24 protein-coding genes and 1 tRNA gene are annotated in these 23,370 nt (G+C 61.7%); 5 read left to right on the top strand and 20 right to left on the bottom strand.

The window, feature by feature from the left end; genetic code table 11:
* Window positions 1–55: 55 nt before the first annotated feature.
* The 11 genes from ACIGGE_RS06970 to ACIGGE_RS06920 form a co-directional block, all read right to left on the bottom strand.
* Complete coding sequence (locus ACIGGE_RS06970; RefSeq protein ID WP_397489769.1) at window positions 56–2,533, bottom strand: fimbrial biogenesis outer membrane usher protein; 2,478 nt, start codon at window positions 2,531–2,533, stop codon at window positions 56–58.
* A 15-nt stretch (window positions 2,534–2,548) separates the two neighbouring features.
* Complete coding sequence (locus ACIGGE_RS06965) at window positions 2,549–3,304, bottom strand: molecular chaperone (RefSeq protein ID WP_397489768.1); 756 nt, start codon at window positions 3,302–3,304, stop codon at window positions 2,549–2,551.
* A gap of 118 nt (window positions 3,305–3,422) precedes the next feature.
* Entirely contained in the window at window positions 3,423–3,596 is a 174-nt protein-coding gene (locus ACIGGE_RS06960) for a hypothetical protein (protein WP_158246650.1), read from the bottom strand.
* A gap of 56 nt (window positions 3,597–3,652) precedes the next feature.
* Window positions 3,653–4,210 (bottom strand): hypothetical protein, encoded by a 558-nt coding sequence (locus tag ACIGGE_RS06955; protein ID WP_397489767.1) that lies wholly within the window; start codon window positions 4,208–4,210, stop codon window positions 3,653–3,655.
* A gap of 151 nt (window positions 4,211–4,361) precedes the next feature.
* On the bottom strand, window positions 4,362–5,393 hold the full coding sequence (locus ACIGGE_RS06950) for a hypothetical protein (protein WP_397489766.1): 1,032 nt from the start codon (window positions 5,391–5,393) through the stop codon (window positions 4,362–4,364).
* Window positions 5,390–5,644, bottom strand: a complete 255-nt coding sequence (locus ACIGGE_RS06945; protein WP_397489765.1) for a hypothetical protein — start codon at window positions 5,642–5,644, stop codon at window positions 5,390–5,392. Before ACIGGE_RS06945 ends, ACIGGE_RS06950 begins: the two co-directional genes overlap by 4 nt.
* A gap of 173 nt (window positions 5,645–5,817) precedes the next feature.
* A complete protein-coding gene (locus tag ACIGGE_RS06940; RefSeq protein WP_397489764.1) occupies window positions 5,818–6,426 on the bottom strand; it encodes a hypothetical protein in 609 nt (202 codons plus the stop codon).
* 139 nt (window positions 6,427–6,565) lie between these two features.
* Complete coding sequence (locus tag ACIGGE_RS06935) at window positions 6,566–7,192, bottom strand: response regulator transcription factor (RefSeq protein WP_103024459.1); 627 nt, start codon at window positions 7,190–7,192, stop codon at window positions 6,566–6,568.
* 84 nt (window positions 7,193–7,276) lie between these two features.
* Window positions 7,277–7,570 carry an Hpt domain-containing protein gene (locus tag ACIGGE_RS06930; RefSeq protein WP_397489763.1) on the bottom strand — a complete coding sequence of 98 codons (294 nt, stop codon included), beginning with the start codon at window positions 7,568–7,570 and terminating at the stop codon, window positions 7,277–7,279.
* On the bottom strand, window positions 7,563–7,934 hold the full coding sequence (locus ACIGGE_RS06925) for a response regulator (RefSeq protein ID WP_196847633.1): 372 nt from the start codon (window positions 7,932–7,934) through the stop codon (window positions 7,563–7,565). Before ACIGGE_RS06925 ends, ACIGGE_RS06930 begins: the two co-directional genes overlap by 8 nt.
* Complete coding sequence (locus ACIGGE_RS06920; RefSeq protein ID WP_397489762.1) at window positions 7,931–10,096, bottom strand: ATP-binding protein; 2,166 nt, start codon at window positions 10,094–10,096, stop codon at window positions 7,931–7,933. The genes ACIGGE_RS06925 and ACIGGE_RS06920 overlap by 4 nt, the downstream gene beginning before the upstream one ends.
* Before the next feature lie 237 nt (window positions 10,097–10,333).
* Between ACIGGE_RS06920 and ACIGGE_RS06915 the strand changes: the two genes are divergently transcribed.
* The gene (locus tag ACIGGE_RS06915) at window positions 10,334–10,762 is read left to right on the top strand and encodes a DUF2231 domain-containing protein (protein ID WP_397489761.1); all 429 of its coding nucleotides are present in this window, start codon (window positions 10,334–10,336) and stop codon (window positions 10,760–10,762) included.
* Window positions 10,759–12,090, top strand: a complete 1,332-nt coding sequence (locus ACIGGE_RS06910) for a PQQ-dependent sugar dehydrogenase (RefSeq protein WP_397489760.1) — start codon at window positions 10,759–10,761, stop codon at window positions 12,088–12,090. The genes ACIGGE_RS06915 and ACIGGE_RS06910 overlap by 4 nt, the downstream gene beginning before the upstream one ends.
* A gap of 9 nt (window positions 12,091–12,099) precedes the next feature.
* Here the strand turns inward: ACIGGE_RS06910 and ACIGGE_RS06905 are convergent, their stop codons facing one another.
* The 3 genes from ACIGGE_RS06905 to ACIGGE_RS06895 are packed head-to-tail and all read right to left on the bottom strand — an operon-like array spanning window position 12,100 to window position 15,490.
* Window positions 12,100–12,411, bottom strand: a complete 312-nt coding sequence (locus ACIGGE_RS06905) for a hypothetical protein (RefSeq protein WP_397489759.1) — start codon at window positions 12,409–12,411, stop codon at window positions 12,100–12,102.
* The gene (gene ctaD / locus ACIGGE_RS06900) at window positions 12,408–14,885 is read right to left on the bottom strand and encodes a cytochrome c oxidase subunit I (RefSeq protein WP_397489758.1); all 2,478 of its coding nucleotides are present in this window, start codon (window positions 14,883–14,885) and stop codon (window positions 12,408–12,410) included. Before ctaD ends, ACIGGE_RS06905 begins: the two co-directional genes overlap by 4 nt.
* A complete protein-coding gene (locus tag ACIGGE_RS06895; RefSeq protein ID WP_397489757.1) occupies window positions 14,882–15,490 on the bottom strand; it encodes a cytochrome c oxidase subunit II in 609 nt (202 codons plus the stop codon). The genes ctaD and ACIGGE_RS06895 overlap by 4 nt, the downstream gene beginning before the upstream one ends.
* 81 nt (window positions 15,491–15,571) lie before the next feature.
* On the opposite strand from ACIGGE_RS06895, the gene ACIGGE_RS06890 reads away from it, so the two are divergent.
* Complete coding sequence (locus tag ACIGGE_RS06890) at window positions 15,572–16,120, top strand: DUF2231 domain-containing protein (protein WP_234003226.1); 549 nt, start codon at window positions 15,572–15,574, stop codon at window positions 16,118–16,120.
* On the opposite strand, the gene ACIGGE_RS06885 is transcribed toward ACIGGE_RS06890, so the two are convergent.
* Window positions 16,087–16,578 carry a CopD family protein gene (locus tag ACIGGE_RS06885; protein WP_196847626.1) on the bottom strand — a complete coding sequence of 164 codons (492 nt, stop codon included), beginning with the start codon at window positions 16,576–16,578 and terminating at the stop codon, window positions 16,087–16,089. The genes ACIGGE_RS06890 and ACIGGE_RS06885 overlap by 34 nt on opposite strands.
* A 1-nt stretch (window position 16,579) precedes the next feature.
* Window positions 16,580–17,341 carry a cytochrome c oxidase assembly protein gene (locus ACIGGE_RS06880; RefSeq protein ID WP_397489756.1) on the bottom strand — a complete coding sequence of 254 codons (762 nt, stop codon included), beginning with the start codon at window positions 17,339–17,341 and terminating at the stop codon, window positions 16,580–16,582.
* A gap of 157 nt (window positions 17,342–17,498) precedes the next feature.
* Here ACIGGE_RS06880 and ACIGGE_RS06875 point away from each other — a divergent pair, with 157 nt between their 5' ends.
* Window positions 17,499–18,200 carry an NAD(P)-dependent oxidoreductase gene (locus ACIGGE_RS06875; RefSeq protein ID WP_397489755.1) on the top strand — a complete coding sequence of 234 codons (702 nt, stop codon included), beginning with the start codon at window positions 17,499–17,501 and terminating at the stop codon, window positions 18,198–18,200.
* Between the two features lie 44 nt (window positions 18,201–18,244).
* On the opposite strand, the gene ACIGGE_RS06870 is transcribed toward ACIGGE_RS06875, so the two are convergent.
* Window positions 18,245–18,335: transfer RNA gene (locus tag ACIGGE_RS06870), tRNA-Ser, on the bottom strand.
* Between the two features lie 242 nt (window positions 18,336–18,577).
* Between ACIGGE_RS06870 and ACIGGE_RS06865 the strand changes: the two genes are divergently transcribed.
* The gene (locus ACIGGE_RS06865) at window positions 18,578–19,630 is read left to right on the top strand and encodes a peptidylprolyl isomerase (RefSeq protein ID WP_397489754.1); all 1,053 of its coding nucleotides are present in this window, start codon (window positions 18,578–18,580) and stop codon (window positions 19,628–19,630) included.
* A gap of 76 nt (window positions 19,631–19,706) precedes the next feature.
* Here the strand turns inward: ACIGGE_RS06865 and ACIGGE_RS06860 are convergent, their stop codons facing one another.
* The 3 genes from ACIGGE_RS06860 to ACIGGE_RS06850 form a co-directional block, all read right to left on the bottom strand.
* A complete protein-coding gene (locus tag ACIGGE_RS06860; RefSeq protein ID WP_397489753.1) occupies window positions 19,707–20,072 on the bottom strand; it encodes a VOC family protein in 366 nt (121 codons plus the stop codon).
* The gene (locus tag ACIGGE_RS06855) at window positions 20,069–22,159 is read right to left on the bottom strand and encodes a bifunctional (p)ppGpp synthetase/guanosine-3',5'-bis(diphosphate) 3'-pyrophosphohydrolase (RefSeq protein ID WP_103025131.1); all 2,091 of its coding nucleotides are present in this window, start codon (window positions 22,157–22,159) and stop codon (window positions 20,069–20,071) included. The genes ACIGGE_RS06860 and ACIGGE_RS06855 overlap by 4 nt, the downstream gene beginning before the upstream one ends.
* A gap of 61 nt (window positions 22,160–22,220) precedes the next feature.
* Window positions 22,221–23,204 carry a hypothetical protein gene (locus tag ACIGGE_RS06850; RefSeq protein ID WP_397489752.1) on the bottom strand — a complete coding sequence of 328 codons (984 nt, stop codon included), beginning with the start codon at window positions 23,202–23,204 and terminating at the stop codon, window positions 22,221–22,223.
* Window positions 23,205–23,370: the final 166 nt, after the last annotated feature.

Below are 23,370 nucleotides of genomic sequence, written 5' to 3'. Positions count from 1 at the left end.
GGGTGGCAACGCCCAGGAAACACCCGCGCAGCCTTAACCGGTTTCCCGTGCCATCCTATTCGGCGGGCACCAAATCGCCGAGCGCAACCGTCTGGTCGACGTCTTCGGCGATGGTGAAGGCAAAGGTCGTCTGGTCGGCATCGTTCAGTACGATCGTCCAGCGGCCGGGAGCAAGGCCGGTCGCACCAAAACGGCCGGCCGAGTTGGTGAATAGCGCCACGGGTTCCCGTTCGGGATGGGCATCCTCGATCGCGACGCCAGACAGAAGCGAAATCGGTTCGCCATCGCTGTTAAGCAAACGCCCGACCACGCTCGCCATATAGTCCGAGCCGACAGTCAGGCGATATCCTCCGCGATAGGGCGGAAGGAGCCGGAAGGAGCCTTCACCCAGATCCGTATTCAGGGGCGCATCGGGAGCAGTTATCAGCAGGTTACGTTCGCTATAGCTGCTCAGGCTGGGCTGCAGGGCGGTACCCAATGCGCCGCTGTTTGCCGCGGCCGAGCGCCCGGTCGGTTCGATCAATATGTCGGTTCCACGCAGCGAGGCATGTGGACTGACGATGGCAAAACTGTCCTGGATGGGCCGTCCGACCGAAAATGCACCGTCTGCGACAGCCAAGGCAGTGCCGAACCGAAGGGATGTCCTCTGGCTCGTCGATCCGCCGAGATCGCCTTCGAACGCGCCAAAATGACTGAAGCCCAGTTCGGCCCGGTTGCTGAACAGCGTGCCATTGGCGCCGGTCACTATGCCGACGTCGCTGTGTTCGATATCGGCGCTGAAATTATAGGCCCCGGTCCCCGTCCCGTGGTACGTCTGGTAGGTCAGGCGTTTGCGGTCGCCGCGGCTGTCGTAATCGGCGCGCAGGCTTGAACTGCGATCGAAACGGAAGACGAGCGAGAAGAACGCGCTGAGCCGGTTTTGCCCGCCCACCCGGTCATAACCGAAATCGCCAGTCAGGTTCAGCCGGGGCGAGATCTGCCAACCACCGGTGGCGCGCAGACTGCCGACATCGGGTTCGTCATCCCGGCCGCGCGAATAGCGCGCATCCAAGCCGGCATAGACCGTGTCGCTGATCGTGGCGCTGTAGCTTGCCCCGGCGATGTAGCGATAGGGATTGAACGGCAAGCCGGTACCGATCGGGGAGAAGTCTCGGCTTCGTGTTTCGATGGAAGCTGACAGAACGTCAGCCCCGCCGGCAGTATTGCGCGCGATAGTCCGCTGAAACGTAAGGATCGATGCCCAACCCGAGCCGGCGCCTTCGCTGTGCGAGGCGGAAGCGAACCCGCCGAGAGATCCGATTGGAGTTGCAACAACCGCTTCGACACCGCCCATCCAACCGTCGGGATCTGCCTGCGCATTCGCGCCAAGTGTCAACCGGTCGTTGATACCGCGCCGATAGAAGCCGCTGAAGGCGAGGTCGTCGCTATACACGGGACCGCGCCCACCCGATGGTGCGAGCACGCCGGCATAAAGCCCGAATTCGCTAAGACCTTCGGCAAGCTGTGCCTGATCGAGGAAAATGTCGAAATCGACGGTTTCGCTGCGCCCGGTATCATCGGTTATGGTCAGCTCGACGTCATTGGACCCTTGGGCAAAAGGGAAATCGGTCAGGTCGAACGTGCCTGGATCGAGTTCCAGCCGCCGAACGAGCTGTCCGTTAACCCGCACTTCCACCTGTGAACGACGATCCAGACGGAAACTGCGGCTGCCGCGCGGACGGATGATCCGTTGCGGATCGAGGAGGGAGTAGAAGCGCGAAACCGAAAGACCGCTGATCTCCGGTGCCGCCTGAAATCCGCGGGCCAATGTGCGCAGGTCCCCGGCCGATGCGCGCAGAAGATTGCGTCGGTCATCGTAGACCAGCCGCGTTCCGCGGCGCTGGAAATCCGCCCCTGGCGCGCTGGCCTGCCAATTGGCTTCGCTTTCCAGCACCACGCCGCCCAGCCTCGCTGCCCCGTCGAGAAACGTGATGGGTGGCGCCAGCCCTTCGTCGCTACCCTGCTGAACCCAGTCCAGCGAACCGCGTATGTTGAGATAGGCACTGAAATCGGCTGGCGCGACATAGTTGACCACCCCGCGCTCGTCTTCGTTGCCCAACGTCAGCGACCGGCTCGCCCGGCTTGCAGGGGCGATATCAAGGATCAGTTGCAGCGATTGCGGATCATAGCGGATCGCGATGCCGACAGCTTCGAGATCGGATCGCCCTATCTGACCCTGCTGGGCCAACCGGGAGCGCAACCGTTCGACGAGCTGCGGTGCGATGCGCGGCTCCAGCAGCGCCAGCAGGCGTTCTGCCGCGAAGCTTGCCTGCCCGCCCGGCTCGAGCGTTAGGGTCGTGTCGCCAATATAGGTTTCGCCATCGAGCAAGGGTGCCGTCAGGACGAAGGTTCGCCCGGTAGGATTGACCTGATCGCCATCGGGGCCCGGATCGATCACCACGCGAGCGCGCACCGGGGCAGCGGGCTGCGCATTCCCCACTTGGGGAACGAGGCAACCGGCAAGCAGGACAGCAGCGAGTATCTGGCGGTTCATACGAACCTGGGGCCCTTAATTGTCGGGCGTGAACTGCACTTCGACACGCCCATCCGTTTGCGGCAGGACCACAGGCAGCGTCAGGCGCCGCGTCTGGCCCCCGCCAATCAGACCATAGCCCAGCGTCTGCTGCAGCTCCGGGCCTGAAATTTCCTTGCGGAACACCTCGCGGCCGTCGGCGCCGGTCTGGACGACCCGCAGCCTTCCGCGCGACAGATAGCCGTGCGCAGCCGAATCATTGGTTACGGTAATGACAGGGGCTGGTCGCCCCTCGGCATCGGTGCCGATCTGTGCAGAGGCGATCGACAAGGAAGGTTTCACGCCATCGGGCGAGACGCTGACGAGAATCTGGAAATTGTACAGGAGCTGCACGTTCGAAGTCGTATCGCTGGTTTCAACCGGCAGCTGCGCGGCCGTGACGAAATAGTGCTTGCTGCGTGCAAGGTCGGGATCGCCGACATACTGTACGCGGAAGCTCTGCCGCTGGCCGGGAGGGATCAGCGCCTGGGGGGGAAAGGCCACCAGTTCGCCGGGATCGACCCCGGTCGGGGTCACGCCGTCGCTGTTCAGTTCCAGCGCCTCGATCCGCATTTCAACCGGCAGCGGTTTGTCGAAGGTATTCTCGACAGTCACGACATCGCTCATACCGCGGCCGGCTGTCGTCAAGTCGATGACTACGGGCTGGACGATCATCGCATAGGCGGCGACAGAGCCGACCACCCCAAGAACCGTAACCAGCAGCGCGACCGCAATTTTTCTAAGTGACTGCAATGGATACTCCTGCGAGACAGCCTTATCGGGCGACCATGGACCGACCCACCCCGGTTCGCCAAGGACGAATTGCCGCGAACCGCCGGATAGGCCCAGGGGTGTTTCCCTGCGGCAGCACTTACTTCGGAATGGCGACTCCGCGCCATTCGGGGCGCGCTGCCAGACCGGTTTCCTGCGCCATGCGTTCATATTCAATCGCGAGGTACAGCAGCTCGTTACGCTCCTCGCCCTCGGCATCCTGCGCTCTTAAGCGCAGTTCGGTCGCGAGATCGGCCGGATTATGTGTGACCATGAAGAATTCCAAAAATTTCCGGCAGGCTGCCCCCGCGCCTGCCGGAAACCCCCCTGTCAGGCGGTCGGTGCGATGGTGACTTCCACCTTACCGGCATAGGTGCCGGCGTCGAGGATCGCAGCCGGATCCGCAGTAAGCCCGCTGCCGATCGTCAGCGTGATATTGTTGGACGTGGCGGCCAGACGGTCACCGACCTGGGCCGAGGTGGCACCTGCGGTCAGAGACTGGTCGGCAACCGGAGTAGTTCCACCCTTGGCACCGGTGGCAACCAGCGTCGCGGTGTAGTGGACGGTGTTGGTGTAGCCGGCAGGTACGTTCGTTGCAGCGGCATTGATCAGCGGCTTGGCATCGACCGAGATTTTCGGGTTGGAGCCATTGCACTTCACGGTGAAGTTGCGGGTAAGGCCGCCGGTGTTGCCGGCAAAGCTCGGGTCGACGGTGCCGTCGGTCTTAGCAAGTTCGCCAAGGGTGATGTTGCCGCTGATGGGCGAAACGGCGAGGCAGCGTGCTGCAACCGAGCCCGTGACGTCAACCGATCCGGTTGCCTGGGCGAAAGCAGGGGTAGCGCCGAGTCCCGAACCGAGAACCAGGACGGAAAGAACCAGCTTTTTCATTTCGTATCTCCAATCTGAATTTCAGAGGGGCTCGTCACCCCGATGAGTTGGAAATAGCCGGGAATCGCCGGTCGCCCCATTTAGCGGGTGGCGAAAACGGCGCTAACTTTGAGCGTTATTCGCTATACCCTTGGGTATAGTTGGCGGGCGGTCAGAGCCCGGCGCAATTGCTGGCGGACGCAGCCGTGACCACAGGCGTGAAAGTGATGCTGATCACGTCACTGTAGTTGGGGGCCGGCGTCTTGGCCGCCCCGCCTTCCTTCAATGTGGCGCGCAACGGCAGAACCCCTGCGCTTCCGTCCATGCCCGCACGTGCACAGGTCCGCGTTCCGAAAGAGGCATTGGAGGTGACCTCCTGCCCCAGAAAGCGCGCACTGTAGCGGATCGCCTGCGACGCGTCGCCGAGGTTGCCGCCCGGATAGGTAAGGCGGAAATCGTTCTGCGAGCGCATCCTTACCTCGAACGGGCCGGAGCTGCGCACGCGCAACGAATTTCCTGCGGGCGTCGTGTAACGTTCGGGCGCGGCCAGTACCGCCGTCGTGCTGGCATCACCGACTTCGCCGAAGTCGAGGGGGGAGCCGGCATAATAAGCCTGAAGCGCGCTGACCGTGTTGACGTTGATCCGAATGGTGCCCGGTTCGCGAACGGGAACGGGTAAGCTCGCCAGTCCACCGATACCGGAGCAGATGTATAGCAGGTCGAGGACAATAGGTTCGCCGGCCGACAGATCACTACCAGGCGGCACGGTTACGCGCAGGTTGAGCGGATTGGACAAATCCGAGCTCAGAATGCCGCCGAAATTGTATCGTATTTCACCTGCCGAACCGGCGCCGTTGTCGCGTGAATCCAGCGATCGGGGACGACCCGCCGTCGATCCTTCGGGATAAATCACCCGGAAACCGCGATAGGTCACGTCGAGCGGCGGCGAGCCCGTGGGGGCGACGATGACGAGACTGACCTCATCCGTGCGGCCGAGGAGGATACCGCGATTGCGCCGCAGGATCAGCGGGATGGTCACTTCCGAAAGGCCGCCGGGCGAGAATGGATCATAAGTGATGCTGGCCGGTGCGGTAGCCGTACCGGTAACGCCGCAAACCGACGAAATCTGCGATTGAGCCTGTGCGGGCGATGTTATCGCGAAAGCCGCGGCGGCGGCTGCAAAACCTACTGTCCAACGCCTCATACCTGAGGCGATACGACGATCTCCAGTGCAGCGCGAGAAGAGAATTCTGCCGATTGAACCGGTATCGGCCTGAGCGGGCCGCGCGGCTGCCTCTGCAACTTCGCCATGACGGTCCAGTTTTCCGACACCGATCGAGCGACGGAATGATTGCAGACCGCACGGCGAGCGTTGGCCGCCGGGGTGGACATCACGACCACAGCCTTCGGATCGGAAACCCAGCAGCGCGGCGCCACATGACCGGTAATGTCCACCTCTGCCGCGCTTTGCGCGGCCGATGGAACTGAACACAACAGAGCTGCAATACATGTCGACTGCGCGGCAATCGCGCGAATTCTGGCCGAACGGATTATATGCAGTTTCGTCACACCGTCGGAGGTATAGGCGAGTTTCTAACAAAGGGCGAATCTTGTTCGTTACCATGGCGTTAGGGACTCACGCTGACAGTGACCGAAAGCGTGTCGGCGTACCGGCCCGATACGAGCGTGTCGCTTCCGGTATAGGCGGGTGCGCTGACACGAAGATACGATCCGTTTACCTTCGTCGAGGCTCCGGCAAGGCGCAGACCCTGGGCTGCGGTCGCGGTTCCTGCAAAGCTGCAAGAGCCACCCGCCGACAGCGTGGCCGCATCGCAGGTGGCCGAAGCATTCTTACCGTTGTCGGCCACCATATAGAGGGCAACACGGTAAGGTGCCTTGGTCTGATATCCAGAGCCGCCCGCTGCCTGGCTGGCCATCCCGCCATTGAGCGAGGACACGGCAATGCGCGAGGCGCCCGTGCAGTTGAGCTGGATTGCGAAATCGCGGCTGAAGCCGTTCACATCGAAATCGGCCTGATCGATCGTGCCCGAAGGTGCGCCCGACGTTGCAAAACCGCAGCGGCCGGTTACCGAGGCGCGAACCTCTACGCCCACTTCGATGCTGTTTACCGCACCCTGGCCGGCCGCATAGGCGGTGGTCTGCGCGCGCACGGGCTGGCCGGCGATCGCGAAGATCGCAACCAGCATCGCCATTCCGAGCGCGTGAAGAGTTTTCATTATCCGCCTGTTGCAGCCGGCGACCCCATGTCGCCGATATGCCAGACAGATGCGTCATTGGTTGATTACGAGCCATTCACCCGACGGAGACAAACGCCCTCACCTTCGGCGAAAAGCGCCTATTACTTTCGATATAACCTCAGTCGCCACGCTCTTGCGCAAGGAGGATCAATTCGGTTCGTCCGCGGATGCCGAGCTTGTCGAAAACCTTGTGGAGATGGACCTTCACCGTCCCTTCGGTGAGGCCCAGTTCGCTGGCGACTTCCTTGTTGCGTAGCCCGCGCTGGACCAGCGATGCGACAGCGCGTTCCCGCGCGCTCAGCGCGTCGAAGGGATCGCGCGGCGCATCGGGCGACATGGCCTGTTCCATCACCCGCTGCATGACTTCCTGATCGATCCACCGGCGCCCCTGGACGACGCTTTCGAGGCAGACCAGCAGGTCGCGTGGCGCCGTGGACTTGATGACGATGCCGTTGACCGACAACTTCACCGCCTCGCGGGCAAGCTCGTCATTGAGCCGGCTGGTGAGCAGAACCACCGGGCGATCGTCGCCCTTGCTGCGTAGCGTGCGGAGAACATCCAGCCCGCTTCTTTCGGGCATATCGTTGTCGAGGATCAGAAGTTCGGGCCGCGCGCCGGGAAGTGCATCCAGCACCGCGGCGCCTGTGTTTACCGTCGCAACCACGGTGAAATTGGTTTTGTCGAGCAGTGTCGTGATGCCCGCCATTGTCAACGGATCGTCGTCGGCTACGAGTACCTTGGTCATTCTGTTGCACCGGTCAAATCATGGGGGCCGAGAGGCCTAACACCCTCATCGAGCGCCGGTCCACCCCGCTTCAACTCCGCTGCGTTATGGGTTCGCTCGTGCATGGACCACCCTGAGCAGGGCCGTCAGCCCGTCGATTGCAGCGGACAGGCTTTGTGGCGACTGTCCTGCATCCAGCGCTTGCTCGATACGGCTAGCAGCTTCGCCCAACGCCGCTTCGCCGAACATGCCCGCGCGCCCCGCCAGACTGTGACACAATTGCTGAAGCCTCTGCACATCGCCCGTGTTCGCCGCATTTTCGATCGCTTCGGCACTGGCGCCGGCATGCTCCGCGAACAGCCGGGAAAAGGCCGCGAGGCGTTCGTCGATGTCATCCATCGAGAAAGCTCCGCACTTGTTCGGCCAGTGTCATGGGATCGAATGGCTTGGCGATAACGCCCCGCGCACCGAGTTGCTTCAGGTGGGCGATCTCCTGCTCCTGCGTGCGGGCGGTGATGAAAACAACGGGCACGGATGCGGTAACCGGATCGTCTTGCAAAAGGCTCAACACGCCTGGTCCATCCAATCCGGGCATCATGACATCGAGCAACATCAGATCTGGCGGAGACTGCCGGGCTTGCTCGAAACCTTCCTGGCCTGATCCGCAAGTGCGCACGATCAACGATGGGTCCAAGCCAATGGCCATTTCTGCAATCTCGCGGATATCGGCCTCGTCATCGACGTAGAGGATTTCGCTGGTCACGGGCCTATTCCCTTATTTTTGCGCGCCTCGATCAGGTCGATGGTTTGATCGACCAGCGTATCGAGGCTGGCGCGAGATTTTACCAATACGAGATCGATACCATTACGTGCTGCCAGTTCGACTTCCTGTGCGGTGAACAGCATGATCGGCACGGTGGGTGAACGCTCGCGCAGTGGAGCGACCAGGTCCGTGCCACATCCATCGAGCATGCCGACATCGAGAATTGCTGCATCATATTTACTGCGACGGATAAACGCTCGCGCCTGAGACATGCTCTGCGTAGAATGGAGAAGCGCCTTGCCTTCGAAGGCGCTTTCCACGACGGCCAGCATGTCCGGATCATCGTCGACATGGAGAATCGTCGGCAGCGATGGTTCGGGGTCGCGGCGCTCCTGCGGCCGTGCTTCGATCGCAACCGGCCCATGGAGCTCGGCCGCGGGCAGGTCGACGTGGAAGACGGTTCCCCTACCTTCCACAGTATCGAAGCTGATCGAACCGCCGAGGCGTGTAACGATTTCCTTCACGATGCTGAGCCCAAGTCCGGTACCGCCCTTCTGCCGGGAATCCGATGCATCGGCCTGGGCAAATTTCTGGAAAATGCGCGCGCGAAAGACTTCCGAAATCCCCTCACCGCAATCGGTCACGCTGATACGATATCGACGATCGAGCGGCCGTACGGTCACGTTAACCGTTTCTCCGCGCCGCGAAAACTTGATCGCGTTCGACAGCAGGTTCGTCATCACCTGCATCAAGCGGTCCTCGTCGGCCAGCACTCCGGCATTGGGCGGGAACGGCTCTATACGGAGCGCTATATCGTATTGACCGGCGAAGCCGGCCGCCTGATGCACAGCCGCATCGAGCAATGGTGCGAGTGCGAGCGGCCGAATATCGAATTGCATCCGCCCCGCCTCGATCTTTTCGATATCGAGAATGTCGTTGATCAGCCTGACAAGCCGGGCTGCGTTACTATGCGCAATTTCGATCAGTCGCCCGACTTTGGGCGACACCTCGCCCGCCGCGCCACCATTTATCAGGCCGAGCGAGCCGGCAATCGACGTAAGCGGAGTGCGAAGCTCGTGGCTGACGGTGGCGACAAATTCGCTCTTCATCTGCTCGACTTCGCGGCGTTCGCTTACGTCGCGCAAGACCGCTACAAAGCTGGTCCGGTCGGCGAGATCGACCGGGCTGACCGAGACTTCGAGCGGGAAAATCGTTCCATCGCTGCGTCGGCCGAAAAATTCCTGAATACGGCCCTTGTTCTCGCTACGCTTGGCCTTGAGCCTGGCGAGGAAAGTCTCGATCTGTCCACGATCTGGCGCGACTTCGAACAGAATGCCGATATCGCGCCGCAGGAGAGAACTCGCGCTAGCGCCGAACATGGATGCCGCAGCGGGATTTATGCTTTCGATACTGCCGCTGGGGTTGAGCACGATCATGCCATCCATCGAGCTGTCGAAGATCGCTTCCTGACGCGCCGCCATATCGCTGGCCCTGCGCAGAGCCGATTGCCTACTCAACTGGCTGCGCAAGACCAGCAGACCGGCCAATGTCAGCAGGAGGATCAGCCCGATTTCAAGCCCCAGCGTCCGCCCTTGGAGCTTCTGACGATCGGTTTCCGCATTGGCGGTGCTCCGATCCAGCATCAGCCGTTCGACTTCGGATAGTTCTTCGACCAATCCGCGAACGCGGTCCATCAGCACTTTGCCGGCTCCGGTCGCTATCAGTCGCTGGGCTTCGCCGCGCCGACCGTCGGCGACCAGGGCGATCGTGCGTTTGGCAAAATCTCGCTTTTCACGGGACGCCTGCCTGAGCTGCGCAACCAGCTGCGTCGAGCCGATCTTGCTCGTTCGTGCGGCGACTGCATTCAGCTGGCCTTCGACTTGCGCTTCGGCAATACGATATGGTTCGAGGAACGCGGTATCACCGGTGATGGCATAACCGCGCTGACCTATCTCGATATCCTGGTGCAGGGTCATCAACTCCTGCAGCGCCGACCTTGCGTCATATGAGTCGGTTACGAGATGCCGAAGCCGGTCATTTTCCTCGAAACCACGATTTGTCGAGATCGCCAGAAAGGCGAGAATGATCAGCGTACCGATACATGAGGCGACCAGGACCCACCCGACGAGCCCGATCCGCAATCTTTGCGCTGAAAGTTTCAAGAAAAGGACATTCTAGTAGCTAAGTAGCCGCCGCTTCTTCAGGATGCTTCGAGCCCCGTTCGCTAGGAAATCGAGGTTAACAAAACGTAAAGAAAGCAGGCTCCGGCGTGCCTGCTGGAACGGGAACCGAGCAAGACACAGCTTCCGTCAGCGGTACTAAAATGCAGCAGGCACCGGCACCATTTTTCCCACGAGGGGTTAGCGTTGAGGAGTGCATGACAATCGGAGGAAATTTACATGGCTGAAACGCTTGCTCGAACCAGGTCATTCACCAACCCGATACATGCGATCCTGCTTGCTTTTCCCGTCGCGCTATACCCCGCCGCACTCTTGTCCGACATCACCTATCTCAACACGGCGGTCATCCAGTGGACCAATTTTTCATCCTGGCTGATTGCCGGGGCCGATGTATTTGCGGGACTTGTTCTTGCCTGGGCCCTTGTCAGCCAGTTCCTTGGCCGCAAGAGGCAGCGCGGGTGGGCATATGTGATGGTAGTTGCGCTGATGTTCATTGCCGGCGTCCTCAACGCCTTTCAGCACGCACGTGACGGTTGGCATTCGGTCGGCACCTCCGGTCTTGTCCTCTCGATCCTCTGTACGATCCTGGCCTTTGTCGCAGCCTTCCTCGCCTATGCCCAAACCCAGGTTAGGGAGTATCGGGCATGAAACGGATCGTCCTTCTCTCTCTCGCGTTTTCGCTCGCCGCGTGCCAATCGCAAAGCGATCCCGATCTGGATCAGACAGGCGAACGGCCCGACCTTCCTCAGCAAAGCGACACGCTCTTGCCCGCCATGAAAATTCCCACTCCCAAAGGCTGGGACGGCGAACTTCCGACCGTGCCCGAAGGTTTCACGGTGACTGCGATTGCGAAAGACCTTAAAATCCCGCGGCAGATGCTGCTTCTGCCCAATGGCGACATACTGGTTGCCGAAGGATCGGGTGGACACGCCCCGGCTGTCCGTCCGAAGGACGTCATCGCCGGAATGATCAAGAAGCGCGGCAAAAGTTCGGTCGAAGGTGGCAACCGCATCACTCTGCTGCGCGACCGCGACGGCGATGGGCAGACCGATCTGCAGACCACCTTCATCGACGGGCTCGATGCTCCGTACGGATTGGCTTTCGTCGACGGGAAAATCTACGTCGCCAATCAGGGAAATCTGGTCAGCTTCGATTACACCGAAGGCGCTACGCGTATCGATGGCCCGGGCACCGAGGTGACCAAGCTGCCATCGGTGATCAATCATCACTGGACCAAGGCCATGACCGCCAGCCCGGACGGCTCGAAGCTGTATGTCGGCATAGGCTCGAACAGCAATGTCGGTGAGCGCGGCATGGATGTGGAGGAAGACCGCGCGGTGATCTGGGAAATCGACCGCCAGACCGGTGCCAACCGCATCTTCGCCTCCGGCATCCGCAATCCGACGGCCCTGTCCATCAATCCCTGGACCGAGCAATTGTGGGCGGTGGTCAATGAGCGGGACGAACTCGGGCCGCAGCTGGTGCCCGACTATCTTACATCCGTTCGCCAGGGCGCCTTCTATGGCTGGCCCTATAGCTATTACGGTCAACACGTTGATCCCCGTGTTCGCCCGCAGCGGCCTGATCTGGTGCGCAAGGCGATAGCGCCCGATTATGCTCTTGGTTCGCACGTCGCCGCGTTGGGCCTGGATTTCACCACGAACGGGGGCCTTGGGGGCCCCTTCTCTGAAGGCGCGTTCGTGGGTGAACACGGCAGTTGGAACCGCAGCGATCCGTCGGGTTACAAGGTTACTTTCGTGCCGTTCCGAAACGGGCGCCCTTCGGGAAAGCCTATCGACCTTGCTACCGGCTTCCTGAAGGATGGGCACGCCCGCGGACGCCCTGTCGGAGTACTGTTCGACGAGCAGCGCCGGGCATTGCTGATAGCGGATGACGTTTCAAACACCGTTTGGCGTGTCGCTCTGCAAGGCGGTTCGGCTGTACCGGCTGGCGAAGCGCGCCAGTCGTCGCGCTAAGAGCGTACGTCAGAAGCAGGTCGATATTGCCAGGATCGGCAGCCCCGTTATGACGGTAGCGCCGAGGCCGATCCACCCGATCGCTATGCCGATGCGCTCCATCTGCGTATCGCGCCGTCGCATCAGCCAAAGCAGCAGGACGACCTGTGAGGCAATCAGCCCCGCCCAGACCGCAAGCAGAACCGCCTTCGTCTGCGTAAGGCCGAATACGGCCGGATCGGTCCAGCCTCGTGCACAGCCCAGCCCTTGCAGTGCGTAAAGCACTGCGAAAGCGATGCTCCACAATACAAGGCCGGAGATCATGCGGATCAGCGCCGTCATAGCGATGCACTCGAAAGCGACAGTATCCAGGCGACAGCCAGTGCGACGGCGGCCCCGTAATCACTCCACACCGCAGCGATGCGCAATTCATGGGGGCGGTCGGAGGTCGTATGCCCGCTCGCGATCCGCCGGGTTATGAATACCTGCGCGAGCAGCCCAACAATTGCCGAGAAAACCGCGTAGCTTGTCAGTGTCCAGCCGACGGCGGCGAACGAATGCTCGCCGGGGCCCGGCAAGTGGCGAATTGCACCAATGAGAAGACCGGCAATGGCCAATGCGAGACCACAAGCAGATATCATGGCGCCATTTCTCGATCGTGCAAAATCGCGCGCCCCGATCCGCGCTGCGGCCAGAGCAAGGAGTGCACCTGCTGTCACCAGCACGGGTTCGAGGAAATACGCGCCGAAGTCGCCGGGCGGAGGCCAGTTGGGGGCAACGACCCAAAGGAAGAAATGGCCGAACACCAGCGAGGCGAACAGCGTTGCGCTCGCCGCGATTGCCAGCACACTGCCCCAGTAACCCACGCTGCCGCGCACCGCGAAACTGGTGGGCACTCGATCACCATGTCCGGTATCGACAGGACCGTCGTCCTCGGTTGTTCCAGTCGTCGCTGTCCAGCGCCAGACCATGACCGCCGTACCGAGAATGAAAACCGGCGCCAGCCAATACAGGCTCAACAGCATCGACAGGAAGAAGCCGCCGATTACCAGAGCGGTCTGGAAAGGAACAATGCTTGGCCCGGGCAGGATCGCAACATGCTCCGGCGCGCCAGTAACCATGTCCACGGCAAGCGTCTCTCGGCGGTGGCCGATCGTACGGCCCAGCAACCCCCTGCCGGCAGCGAGGCCCGCACCCAGCAGGCGATCGCGGGTAAGCGGTTCGCGGCAGTCGACCGTGGGCAGGCTGGCGAAATTGTACTGCGGCGGCGGGGTAGGCATCGCCCATTCCAGGGTTTCGGCATTCCATGGGTCACGTCGCGAACGATTGCCGACCCGGCGCTGCAATGCGATGTCGATCGCGAAGAGGCCGAAACCAAAGGCCTGCATGAAACTACCGACGGAGGATATGAGGTTGAGCCAGGTCCATCCCGCTTCCGCAGGATAGGTGTACATGCGACGCGGCATACCCAGCAGACCCGTCAGATGCATGTGCAGAAACGTCAGGTTGAAACCGATGAAGATCAGCCAGAAGGCGGCGATGCCCAATCGCATCACGCGTGTCCGCCCTGTGGCGTGTGGCATCCAGTAGTAAGCCGCTGCCAGCATCGGGAAAACGAACCCACCGACAAGCACGTAATGCAGGTGTGCAGTTACGAAAGCGGTATCGTGTGCCTGCTGGTCGAAGGGCACGATCGCAAGCATCACGCCCGTCAGGCCGCCCAGCACGAAGACGATAAAAAAACCGACTATGTAATACATCGGCAGCGTGAATTTCGGTCGCCCTGCCCAGATCGTACCGATCCAGGCGAATATCTGGACGGCAGTCGGTATCGCCACCAGGACCGATGCGGCAGAGAAAAAGCCCAGCGCCATGTGCGGAATGCCGGTGGTGAACATGTGGTGGACCCACAAGCCAAAGCTGAGAAAGGCGAGCGCCATGACCGCGGTCACGATCGCGCCGTACCCGATGAGCGGTGTGCGTGCCATGACAGGAATGATGGTGGACAGCGCACCGGCCGCCGGCAGGAAGATGATATAGACTTCCGGATGGCCGAACAGCCAGAACAGGTGCTGCCAGAGCAGCGGCGACCCGCCGAGTTCGGGCTGGAAGAACGGCCAGCCGAACGCGCGTTCGAGTTCCAGCAGGATCGACCCGAGGATCAGCGGCGGAAAGCCGAAGATCATCATTCCAGCCGTTGCCAACAGATACCACGCCATGATCGGCATTCTGGTCAACGACATGTTCGCAGCGCGGAACTTCAGGATAGTCACCACGATTTCGATCGCGGCGCACATCGCCGAAATCTCGACGAAGGTAATGCCCAATAGCCAAACATCCGAATTGACGCCGGGCGTAAACTCCTTGCCCGACAGCGGCGGATAGAGGAACCAGCCCGCATCGGGCGCCACGCCGCCCAGCAGCGCCAGGATCATGATCGAACCGCCGAACAGGTAACACCACCAGCCAAGAGCAGTCAGCCGCGGATAGGCGAGATCGCGCGCGCCAAGAATCTTGGGCAGCAGATAGATGGCCAGCCCTTCCAGCATGGGAATGGCGAACAGGAACATCATGATACTGCCATGCATCGTGAATATCTGTCCGTAGACCTCCGGCCCGGCGAAAGCGCTCTCGGGCGTCGCAAGTTGAGCCCGGATAAGCATGGCGAGCACGCCCCCGATCCCAAAGAAAACAGCTGCTGCAATGATGAAGCGCTTGCCCAGATCGGTGTGGCTGACGCTGGTGAGAACGCCGCGCCAGCCCGGCTCGCCTTCCCAGATGCGCGTCAGATCGCAGTGGAGCTGGATTGCTTTCATCGTGCCGCCTCCAGTCCGTCCGGCCTATCGCCAATGTCGTACGCCTGGACCACAAAACGATGATCGGCGTGGCCTATGCCGCAATATTCTGCGCAGACGGCCTCGTAACGCCCCGGCGCTTCGGCTTCGATCCTGAGGCGGTTAACCTGGCCGGGGATCGCATCCATTTTGCCTGCCAGTCGGGGTATCCAGAGGCTGTGGATCACGTCGGTGGCCGTTATGTCGATGTCCACCGGGCGTTTGGCTGGAATGCGCATCACCCCTTCCGAACAGCTTCCGTCTTCGTAACAGAATGTCCAACCGTAATTGTAGGCGGTAGCCTCGACCCGTACTGCTGCGGTGCCCGTGGGCAGGCTGCGCTCGCCCACCCAAAGGGCGTAGACGAGCAGAACCGAAAGAACGCCGATTGGCATGGCCAGGCCTAGCCAACCGATCCACACACCCTTTCGATCCGGCTTCTGGCGGTCTGCGATACCGCGCCTGAACAGAGCCATGAATAGAAGCGTAAAGACCAGGGCCGACAACAACAGGGACCCGCCAAGCATCCACCACCACAGGTCTGCCACCCGCAAGGCGGACGGTCCGGCAGGATCGATTGTGGACAATGACCCGTTGCAGGCCGCAAGAGGGGCGAGAGCGAACGTCGCGCTCGCCGCACGCACCCGATTACGCAAAGGATGAAACCATTGACCGACACGTTGCACGAAGAGGTTGCCGAAAAGGAACTGGTCGAGGGGAACCCCGATGAGCTGGTCGATCCGGTCGAACAGCAGCCCAATTTTCATCGCCTTGAATCGCGCATCGCTCTGGCCGGTCATCCAATTCATGCGATGCTGGTTGCTTTCCCGATTGCGCTGACCGCCTGCGTTCTTGGTGCGGACATATTCTATTGGTGGACCGGCGACATTTTCTGGGCGCGGGCCGGGTTGTGGGCGGCCGGCATGGCGTTTCTGTTCGGCGTTCTCGCCGGGGTGACCGGCACGATCGAGCTGCTCAGTGTGCCCGGTATCCGTCAGCGCGCCGCCAGCTGGACGCATTTCATCATCGCCGTGATGTTGCTGTCCATTCTGGGAATGAACTGGGGTTTCAGACTGCTCGGGTACGAACAGGCCGTGCTGCCATTTGGCATCATGATCTCCGCCTTCGCCGTCGCCTTCACCGGGTTCACCGGCTGGCACGGGGGCAAGCTTGTTTTCGAGTATCAAATCGGGGTCTCGTCGACCGGGAGTTCATGACCGAGCGGGTGGTCCAGCCAGGCCGGGGCGAAGCTGTCCAGTGTTGGTTTGCCCAGTACCAGAAACAGGATCGCCACCATCGCGACGACGATCGGCAGGAGCGTGGGCAGCGCACTTCGCGGAACGAAGCTGCCCCGTCTCTCGCTCATCAGGATCACCAGATGCCCGATCCAAGCGTGTAGCGAGACCAGAACGCCGACGACCAGCAGCTTCACGAACATCCACAGGGTGAAGGCCCCAGCCAGGAAAATCAGTGCGGTCCCTGCGGTAATGGCAATGATGGCAGCGGGAGTCACGAAATAGGAATACGCGCGATGGGTCAGTAGACGCAGCTGGGCATAGCTGCCCTGACCCTCCCCGATTTCGTGCTTGCTGAGCATGAGCGGCAGACCCACCAGCCCTGCACACCATATGATGAGAGCGGCGATGTGAACCGCCTTGACGAGGGAGAGAATCATCTCAGGCCGGGTTCCGGACAATGCCGGCGACGGGCATGATGTCGTCCTGACGCAGCCACGCCTTGCGAGCGATCACGGCTGCGCCGATCGCGAAAGGCGCCATCCCGCCGACCCACATGATGAGCCCGGACAGTTGCTGGTCGGCCAGCGCCGAAATTCCCCATGATGGCGCAGCGACGATATGGACCAGATAGAACGGCCGCGCCGCAAATGTCAGCAGTGCGCCCAGAAAACCCATCTGCACCATGCCGCCCAGCAGCCCGCCAACTGCACCCACCGCGCCCGCCCGGCAAACCGCATGCCAGAATGCGAAGGACGTCGCGAGGATCGACAGCTGCATCGCCCAGTACACCAGCATGTTGGAGAGCGCAGCATCGTAGAGCGCCGGCACATGCCAGCCCCATAGCACGACGGTCATGACGATCGCTGCAGGGCCAACCGGGATGTGAAGGCCGGACAGCGCCCGCACGATACGGTTCGACGCGCCGCTGTCACGGACCGCCATCGCAAAGGCCAGCGAAGCCGCGATCAGAAAAAGATGATGGACCGAGCGGGCCGAAAACAGCGTAACACTCGCAGCACAGAGCGGCGAAACGAAAGCGACCGCAAGCAGCGCGACCCCGGAGGCTGCCAACCGGTTGCGTGCCCGCAACGCCAAGGCCAGCCCGCATGCCAGGACAGCGATCAGTGCCGGGTCGAAATTCCACCGCATGGCGATTTCGTGGAGGCCCGGTGGGCTTCCGCAATAACTGCCGGCAAACATTCGCATCACTCCCGGATAAATGGATCGACCCCGCCGAGGCAGCCTGAAACTCGATAATTCCCTGCGCGTGCGAGGGAACATAGCGGTCGGAATTGCGGTTTGGAAACGGTCAATTGCAACAATTTATCCCGGCAAACGGGATGCGGGAGTATCGAATTTGAGCCAGAAACGGATTGCAGTGTTCGGCGCCAGCGGCGCAACCGGTCGCGAAGTTGTCAGACATGCCTTGCGCGCCGGGCTCGAGGTCGTGGCTATCGACCGCTCGCAGCCGGATGAGGAGGACCGCCTCGAAGGTGTGACCTATCGCCAGGCAGACGTGCTCGAAGACGATCTCGCCGACGCAATGGAAGGCTGCGATGCGGTAATTTCGACGCTGGGTGTCGCCTTCTCGCCAAGCAATGCCATGTCCCCTCCCCCGCTCTACACCAAGGGCACCGGCAATATCCTGGACGGCATGCAACGTGCTGGCATCGACCGGATCGTGGTGATCTCTGCGGCCTTCGTCGCCGATCAGCCCAGCTTGCCGAAGTGGTTCAAGCTCACGGTAGTCCCGGCGCTGCACAACATCTTGGAACAGATGAAGGAAATGGAGACGTCTCTGGAAGAGGCGACAAATCTCGAATGGACCGCCGTGCGTCCCGCCTGGCTCATCGAAAAGCCGGCCAACGGCGAATTGCTAGTCGATGAAGAACACCTGCCCCAGGAAGCCTTCCGCTGCCGCATAGGAGATCTCGGCGCCTTCATGGTCGATTGCGTGAAGAACGAGAAACACGTGCGCGCCAAACCGGCCGTCGGCGCCCCCGAGGACGAAAAGTTTGAAAGCCCCCTCGCCCTGGGCGAAGAATTCGTCGGATTGTAGGGAGCCTCGGCGCCCCGTCTACGTGTCGGCAAAAGACAGGGAAGTGGCGGAGCAGGAGGGATTCGAACCCTCGATACGGGGTTACCGTATACACACTTTCCAGGCGTGCGCCTTCGACCACTCGGCCACTGCTCCGCATTCCCCGCCCGGACATGCCAAGCAAGGAAGGCGCGCCTCTAGCGGCGAGGCGATGATTCCGCAAGCCGGGACGGGATGCGTGTTATTGGCATTTGCATAAATGGGAGTAATATCCGGGCTGCGACGGAGCTGCGCGGATCAGGCATACCCTGCGAACTCCGTCTCGAAGCCCCCTCCTGCCCCTACAATGCGCAGGTGGGGGCTTTTGTTTTCCAGCGCACGGTGGCACGCCATGCGCGATGACGAGACCGCTGATTTCCCTCGCCGCGCTGCTTGCGCTCGCCGCCCCCTCCTTCGCGCAGGAGGCAGCGCCCGCGCCGCCCTCGCCTGCGGAGATCGTCGATCAGGCCCCCGCGGACGAATGGGTCGTCATCCCGCCCGAAGATCTGCTGGTGATGACTCTGGCTCCCGCTGCGGACGGATCGGAACGCAAGGTGGTGATCCAGCTCATGCCGGCGCCTTTCAGCCAAGACTGGGTTGCAAACATTCGTACGTTCGCGCGTGCCGGCTGGTTCGACGACATCACCGTCAACCGCGTGCAGGACAATTATGTCGCCCAGTGGGGCGATGCCAATTACGACAATCCCGAAAGCACGGGCGAGGCCAAGCCTCTGCCCGATGGCCTGATCGCGACGGACGAGCGGAACTACACGGCGCCTAGCGAGGCGATCGGCCTGTCCACCCTCCTGGCGGATTCGACCCGCGACCTTGCGCTGAAAACCGGCCATGTGCTTTCGACGAGCGACGAAACGGCTGGCGTGATCATCGCCAACGGCCTCGTCGATTCCTACGCGCAGCTTTCGCTGTTCGATCGCGGGTGGCCGCTGGCATCCAATATCGGCGCCGACGACGAAAGCGAGCCTGCAGCCGTCTGGCCGATCCATTGCTACGGCATGGTGGGCGTCGGACGGAACATGTCCCCGGATGCGGGGACGGGGGCGGAACTCTACACGGTCATCGGGCATGCGCCGCGTCATCTCGACCGTAATATCGCGCTCGTCGGCAGGGTGGTCGAAGGGATCGAGCATCTGTCCAGCCTGCCGCGCGGCAAAGGCCAGCTCGGCTTTTACGAAAACGAAGCCATGCGCACACCGATCCTCACCGTCCGGGTGGCTGCCGACCTTCCCGCATCCGAGCGCCCCTCGTTCGAATATCTCGCGACAGACGGCGCCAGTTTCGCCCGCTATGCCGAGGCGCGCGCCAATCGCCGCGACCCCTTCTTCATCGTGCCGGCGGGCGGCGCGGATATCTGCAATATTCCGGTGCCGGTCCGGCGCACGGGCAGCGAATGACGCCGCATCGATGGCGCGAGATATGAGCTGATTGGCAAGCGCCGCCGTCCAAACGGATGCGCGGCCTCGTCCCGCGTCAGACCTTCTGCATCAATTCGATGCGATTGCCGAAGGGGTCGGCGATATCGCCGCGCCGATAGCCTTCCAGATCCTTACCCGGCTTGTAGCGGATCCCCGCCTTGCCCAGCTTGGCCACCAGGCCGGCCAGATCATCGACCAACAATGCCGGATGCGACCGGCGCGACGGGAGGAAACCTTCCTCCACCCCGCAGTGGATGGCAATACCGGCGCCTTCGAACCAGCAGCCGCCGTTGACGGCCAGATGTGCGGGCTTTGCCACCTCGGCAAGTCCCATGACATCGACCCAGAAACGCCGTGCATGCGGTTCGCCCCCATGGGGCATGGCCAGTTGCACGTGGTCGATGCCGATGACGGCGGTCATACCCGCTCCGCCTGAGCGATGGAATCGCTGGCGCGCAGGGCACTGAGAATACGGTTGAGGTGGGGGACGTCCTGTACTTCCAGATCGATTTCGTAGGTGGTGAACGGATGGTCGAGCTGGGTCTGGTCGAGGCTCGTCACGTTGACATGGTTCTGCGCGAAGATACCCGCCATCTCGGCCAGCGTGCCCGGCCGGTCGTACAGCGTCACCCGCAGGCGCCCGGTGGCCCCGCGCGACCGCTTGCCCCACGACAGGTCGAGCCAGTCGCTGTCGATACCGCTGGCGAGGTGATGGCAGTCGATCGTGTGCACTTCGACGCCTTCATTGGGCTTGCGCAGCCCGACGATCCGATCGCCGGGTACCGGGTGGCAGCATTCCGCCAGCTTGAAGCCGACGCCCGGCGTCAGCCCGCGGATCGACAGGGCCTTGCCGCTCTTCGCCCAGTCGGGCTCGTCCTCCAGCTCTGCCGTGCTTCCCGGAACCAGAGCCTCCATCACCTCGCGATCGGAAATCTTGGCCGATCCGATGGCGTAATAGAGATCCTCTTCCTCGTCCATTTCCAATCGCCGCAACGCCTCGCGCTGGGCTTTCTTGCCGATCTTTGCCGGCACCCGCAAAGCGATCTCGTCGAACAGCTTCTTGCCGATTTCGGCCACTTCGGCGCGCTCCTTCAGGCGCACTGCGCGGCGGATGGACGCACGCGCCTTGCCGGTGACGACGAAGCCCAGCCAGCTCATCTGCGGATCGGCCTGCGCGCTCTTGATGATCTCGACCACATCGCCATTGTTCAGCTGCGTGCGCAGCGGCATGTGCCGCCCGTTGATCTTGGCGCCCACCGTCTGCGCGCCCAGATCGGTGTGAACGGCGAAAGCGAAATCGACCGGCGTCGCCCCCTTGGGCAGCTGGAACAGCGCGCCCTTGGGCGTGAAAGCGAAGATGCGATCCTGGTAGATGGCCAGCCGCGTGTGCTCCAGCAGCTCTTCGGGATCGTGGCTCGCATCCACGATCTCGATCAGATCGCGCAGCCAGGCAACCTGCCCGTCGGGGCGATTGCCCTGTTTGTAGGCCCAGTGCGCGGCAAAGCCGAATTCGTTGATCCGGTGCATTTCGCGGGTGCGCAGCTGCACCTCGACCCGCATGGATTTGCCATAGATCAGCGAGGTATGGAGCGAACGATACCCGTTGTTCTTCGGGGTCGAGATATAGTCCTTGAACTTGCCGGGCAGGAACTGCCACGTCGTATGCAGCACACCCAAAGCGCGGTAGCAGTCCGACACTTCCTCGCAGATGATGCGGAAGGCCATGATGTCCGTCACCTGTTCGAAGCTCACATGGCGCTCGGCCATCTTGCGCCAGATCGAATAGGGGTGCTTTTCGCGGCCCGATACTTCGGTGGTTATCCCGGCTTCCGCCAGCGCGTGTTTCATGTCGAGCGCGATGGCATCGACCTGCCCGCCATCCTCGCTGCGGATCTGGTCCAGCCGCTGGGTGATGGTCCGGAAGGCTTCGGGTTCCAGCTGTTCGAAAGCGAGCATCTGCATCTCGCGCATATATTCGTACAGCCCGATCCGCTCTGCCAGCGGGGCATAGATGTCCATCGTCTCGCGCGAGATGCGCTGGCGCTTTTCCGGGTTCTTGATGAAATGCAGCGTGCGCATGTTGTGCAGCCGGTCGCCCAGCTTCACCAGCAGCACGCGGATATCCTCGCTCATGGCCAGCAGGAACTTGCGCAGGTTTTCCGCCGCGCGCTCGTTCTCGGGCATCTGCTCGATCTTGGACAGCTTGGTCACGCCGTCCACCAGCCGCGCGACATCGGTGCCGAAATTCGCCTCGATGTCGTCGATCGTCGCCAGCGTATCTTCCACCGTGTCGTGGAGCAGCGCGGTGGCGATGGTTTCCTGGTCGAGCTTCAGATCGGTCATCAGGCCGGCGACTTCGACCGGATGGCTGAAATAGGGATCGCCGCTGGCCCGGGTCTGCGTGCCGTGCTTCTGCACCGTATAGACATAGGCGCGGTTGAGCATCGCCTCATCGGCGTCGGGGTCGTATTCCTTGACCCGCTCTACGAGTTCGTATTGGCGCAGCATTCTGTTCTGACGATGTGGGCAAACGCTACCGCAATGCAACGCAAAAGTGCCTCGGGTCCGACTAAATACGTTCGCGCAGCGCGGTGAGGAACAGCTCTGGCTCGTCGACCCGGAATGCCACCCGCTCGACCGTCCGTGTTTTACCAAAAAGCCCGCGATGCCGGATTGGCTTCTTCAGCCGCAAGATAATGTTCGGATGCGCCAGAATGGCGGCATTTAGAACGTCGCTGCGTTTGGTGTCTTCCATTGAAATGGCCGCATCGACGCCTGCAATCTCGCAATGCGGCACCGCGAAGTCGGTCAGCGTTCCTGCCCGCACACGCACCATGTTTTCGTCCATCAGCACGGGATAAATCCGGAACGCCTTCATCAGTGCAATGGTGAAAAGCAAACCCCAGACGCCCAGCGCAAACAGTATCCATGCTGCCGTGGCGCTCCAGTGGCTGACCAGCAGATGCATCACTCCAATCTCGATCAGCTGAAGTACCAGCAAAGTGGCAATCATCGGATTGACTATCCGGTGACAGCTGAAGCTCTGCGTTTTCGCAGGGACATCGGGCTGTGCGCCCCAGCTGAACAGCGCCAGGCGAAGCATGGTGAATTCATACGCTGCCATGCGTACAAGCAATTCGGGCAGCACCTGCTGCGCGGCTTCTGCGATAGACCCGGTTCGCTGAAAAACCCGTATGGCCCGCCACAGGCTCCACCCGGCATAAGTGGCCACGGTCAGAGCCATCGCCAGAACTACGGCGTGCATGTCGAGCAGCGCAGCGCGGACCGGATCGGCAGCGCCCAGGGTCGCGACCAGAAAACCCGTCGCGATTGCGCCCAGCACGGCGCGCAGTTGCGGCCGGTTGCGCGGCGCCTTTGCGATGAGCGCCAATGTTAGGCTGTCGGCGGCAATCCATAGAAAGCACAAGGCGGCAGTGCGCGGATAGCGAGCGGCAATTTCACTGTGAGTGGCCATGCGCGCGGCAAAGATTGCCAAGAGTGGCGCAAGAAGCAGAAGTATCGGGCGCAGCCGGTTCGGGAGTGAATACAGCACAGGCCATCTCCTTCGTTTGCGTCCTAACCTGCCCCCACGAACAGAACAATTGTCCGCGGCGCAACGACATATGCAAGAAACGGAAGGTGGGTCGGCGGCCCACGGGTGGCCAGCGCGATCATAGCACCCTAATCGGGTCGACGTCTGCGCGAGTATCAGGAGCGAC

Origin of the sequence: Qipengyuania sp. NPDC077410 (genome assembly GCF_044543405.1) — a bacterium.
Taxonomy (GTDB): Bacteria; Pseudomonadota; Alphaproteobacteria; order Sphingomonadales; family Sphingomonadaceae; genus Qipengyuania; species Qipengyuania pacifica.
Note: the sequence above shows the minus strand (reverse complement) of the source record. Positions and strands in the feature narration are given on the sequence as shown.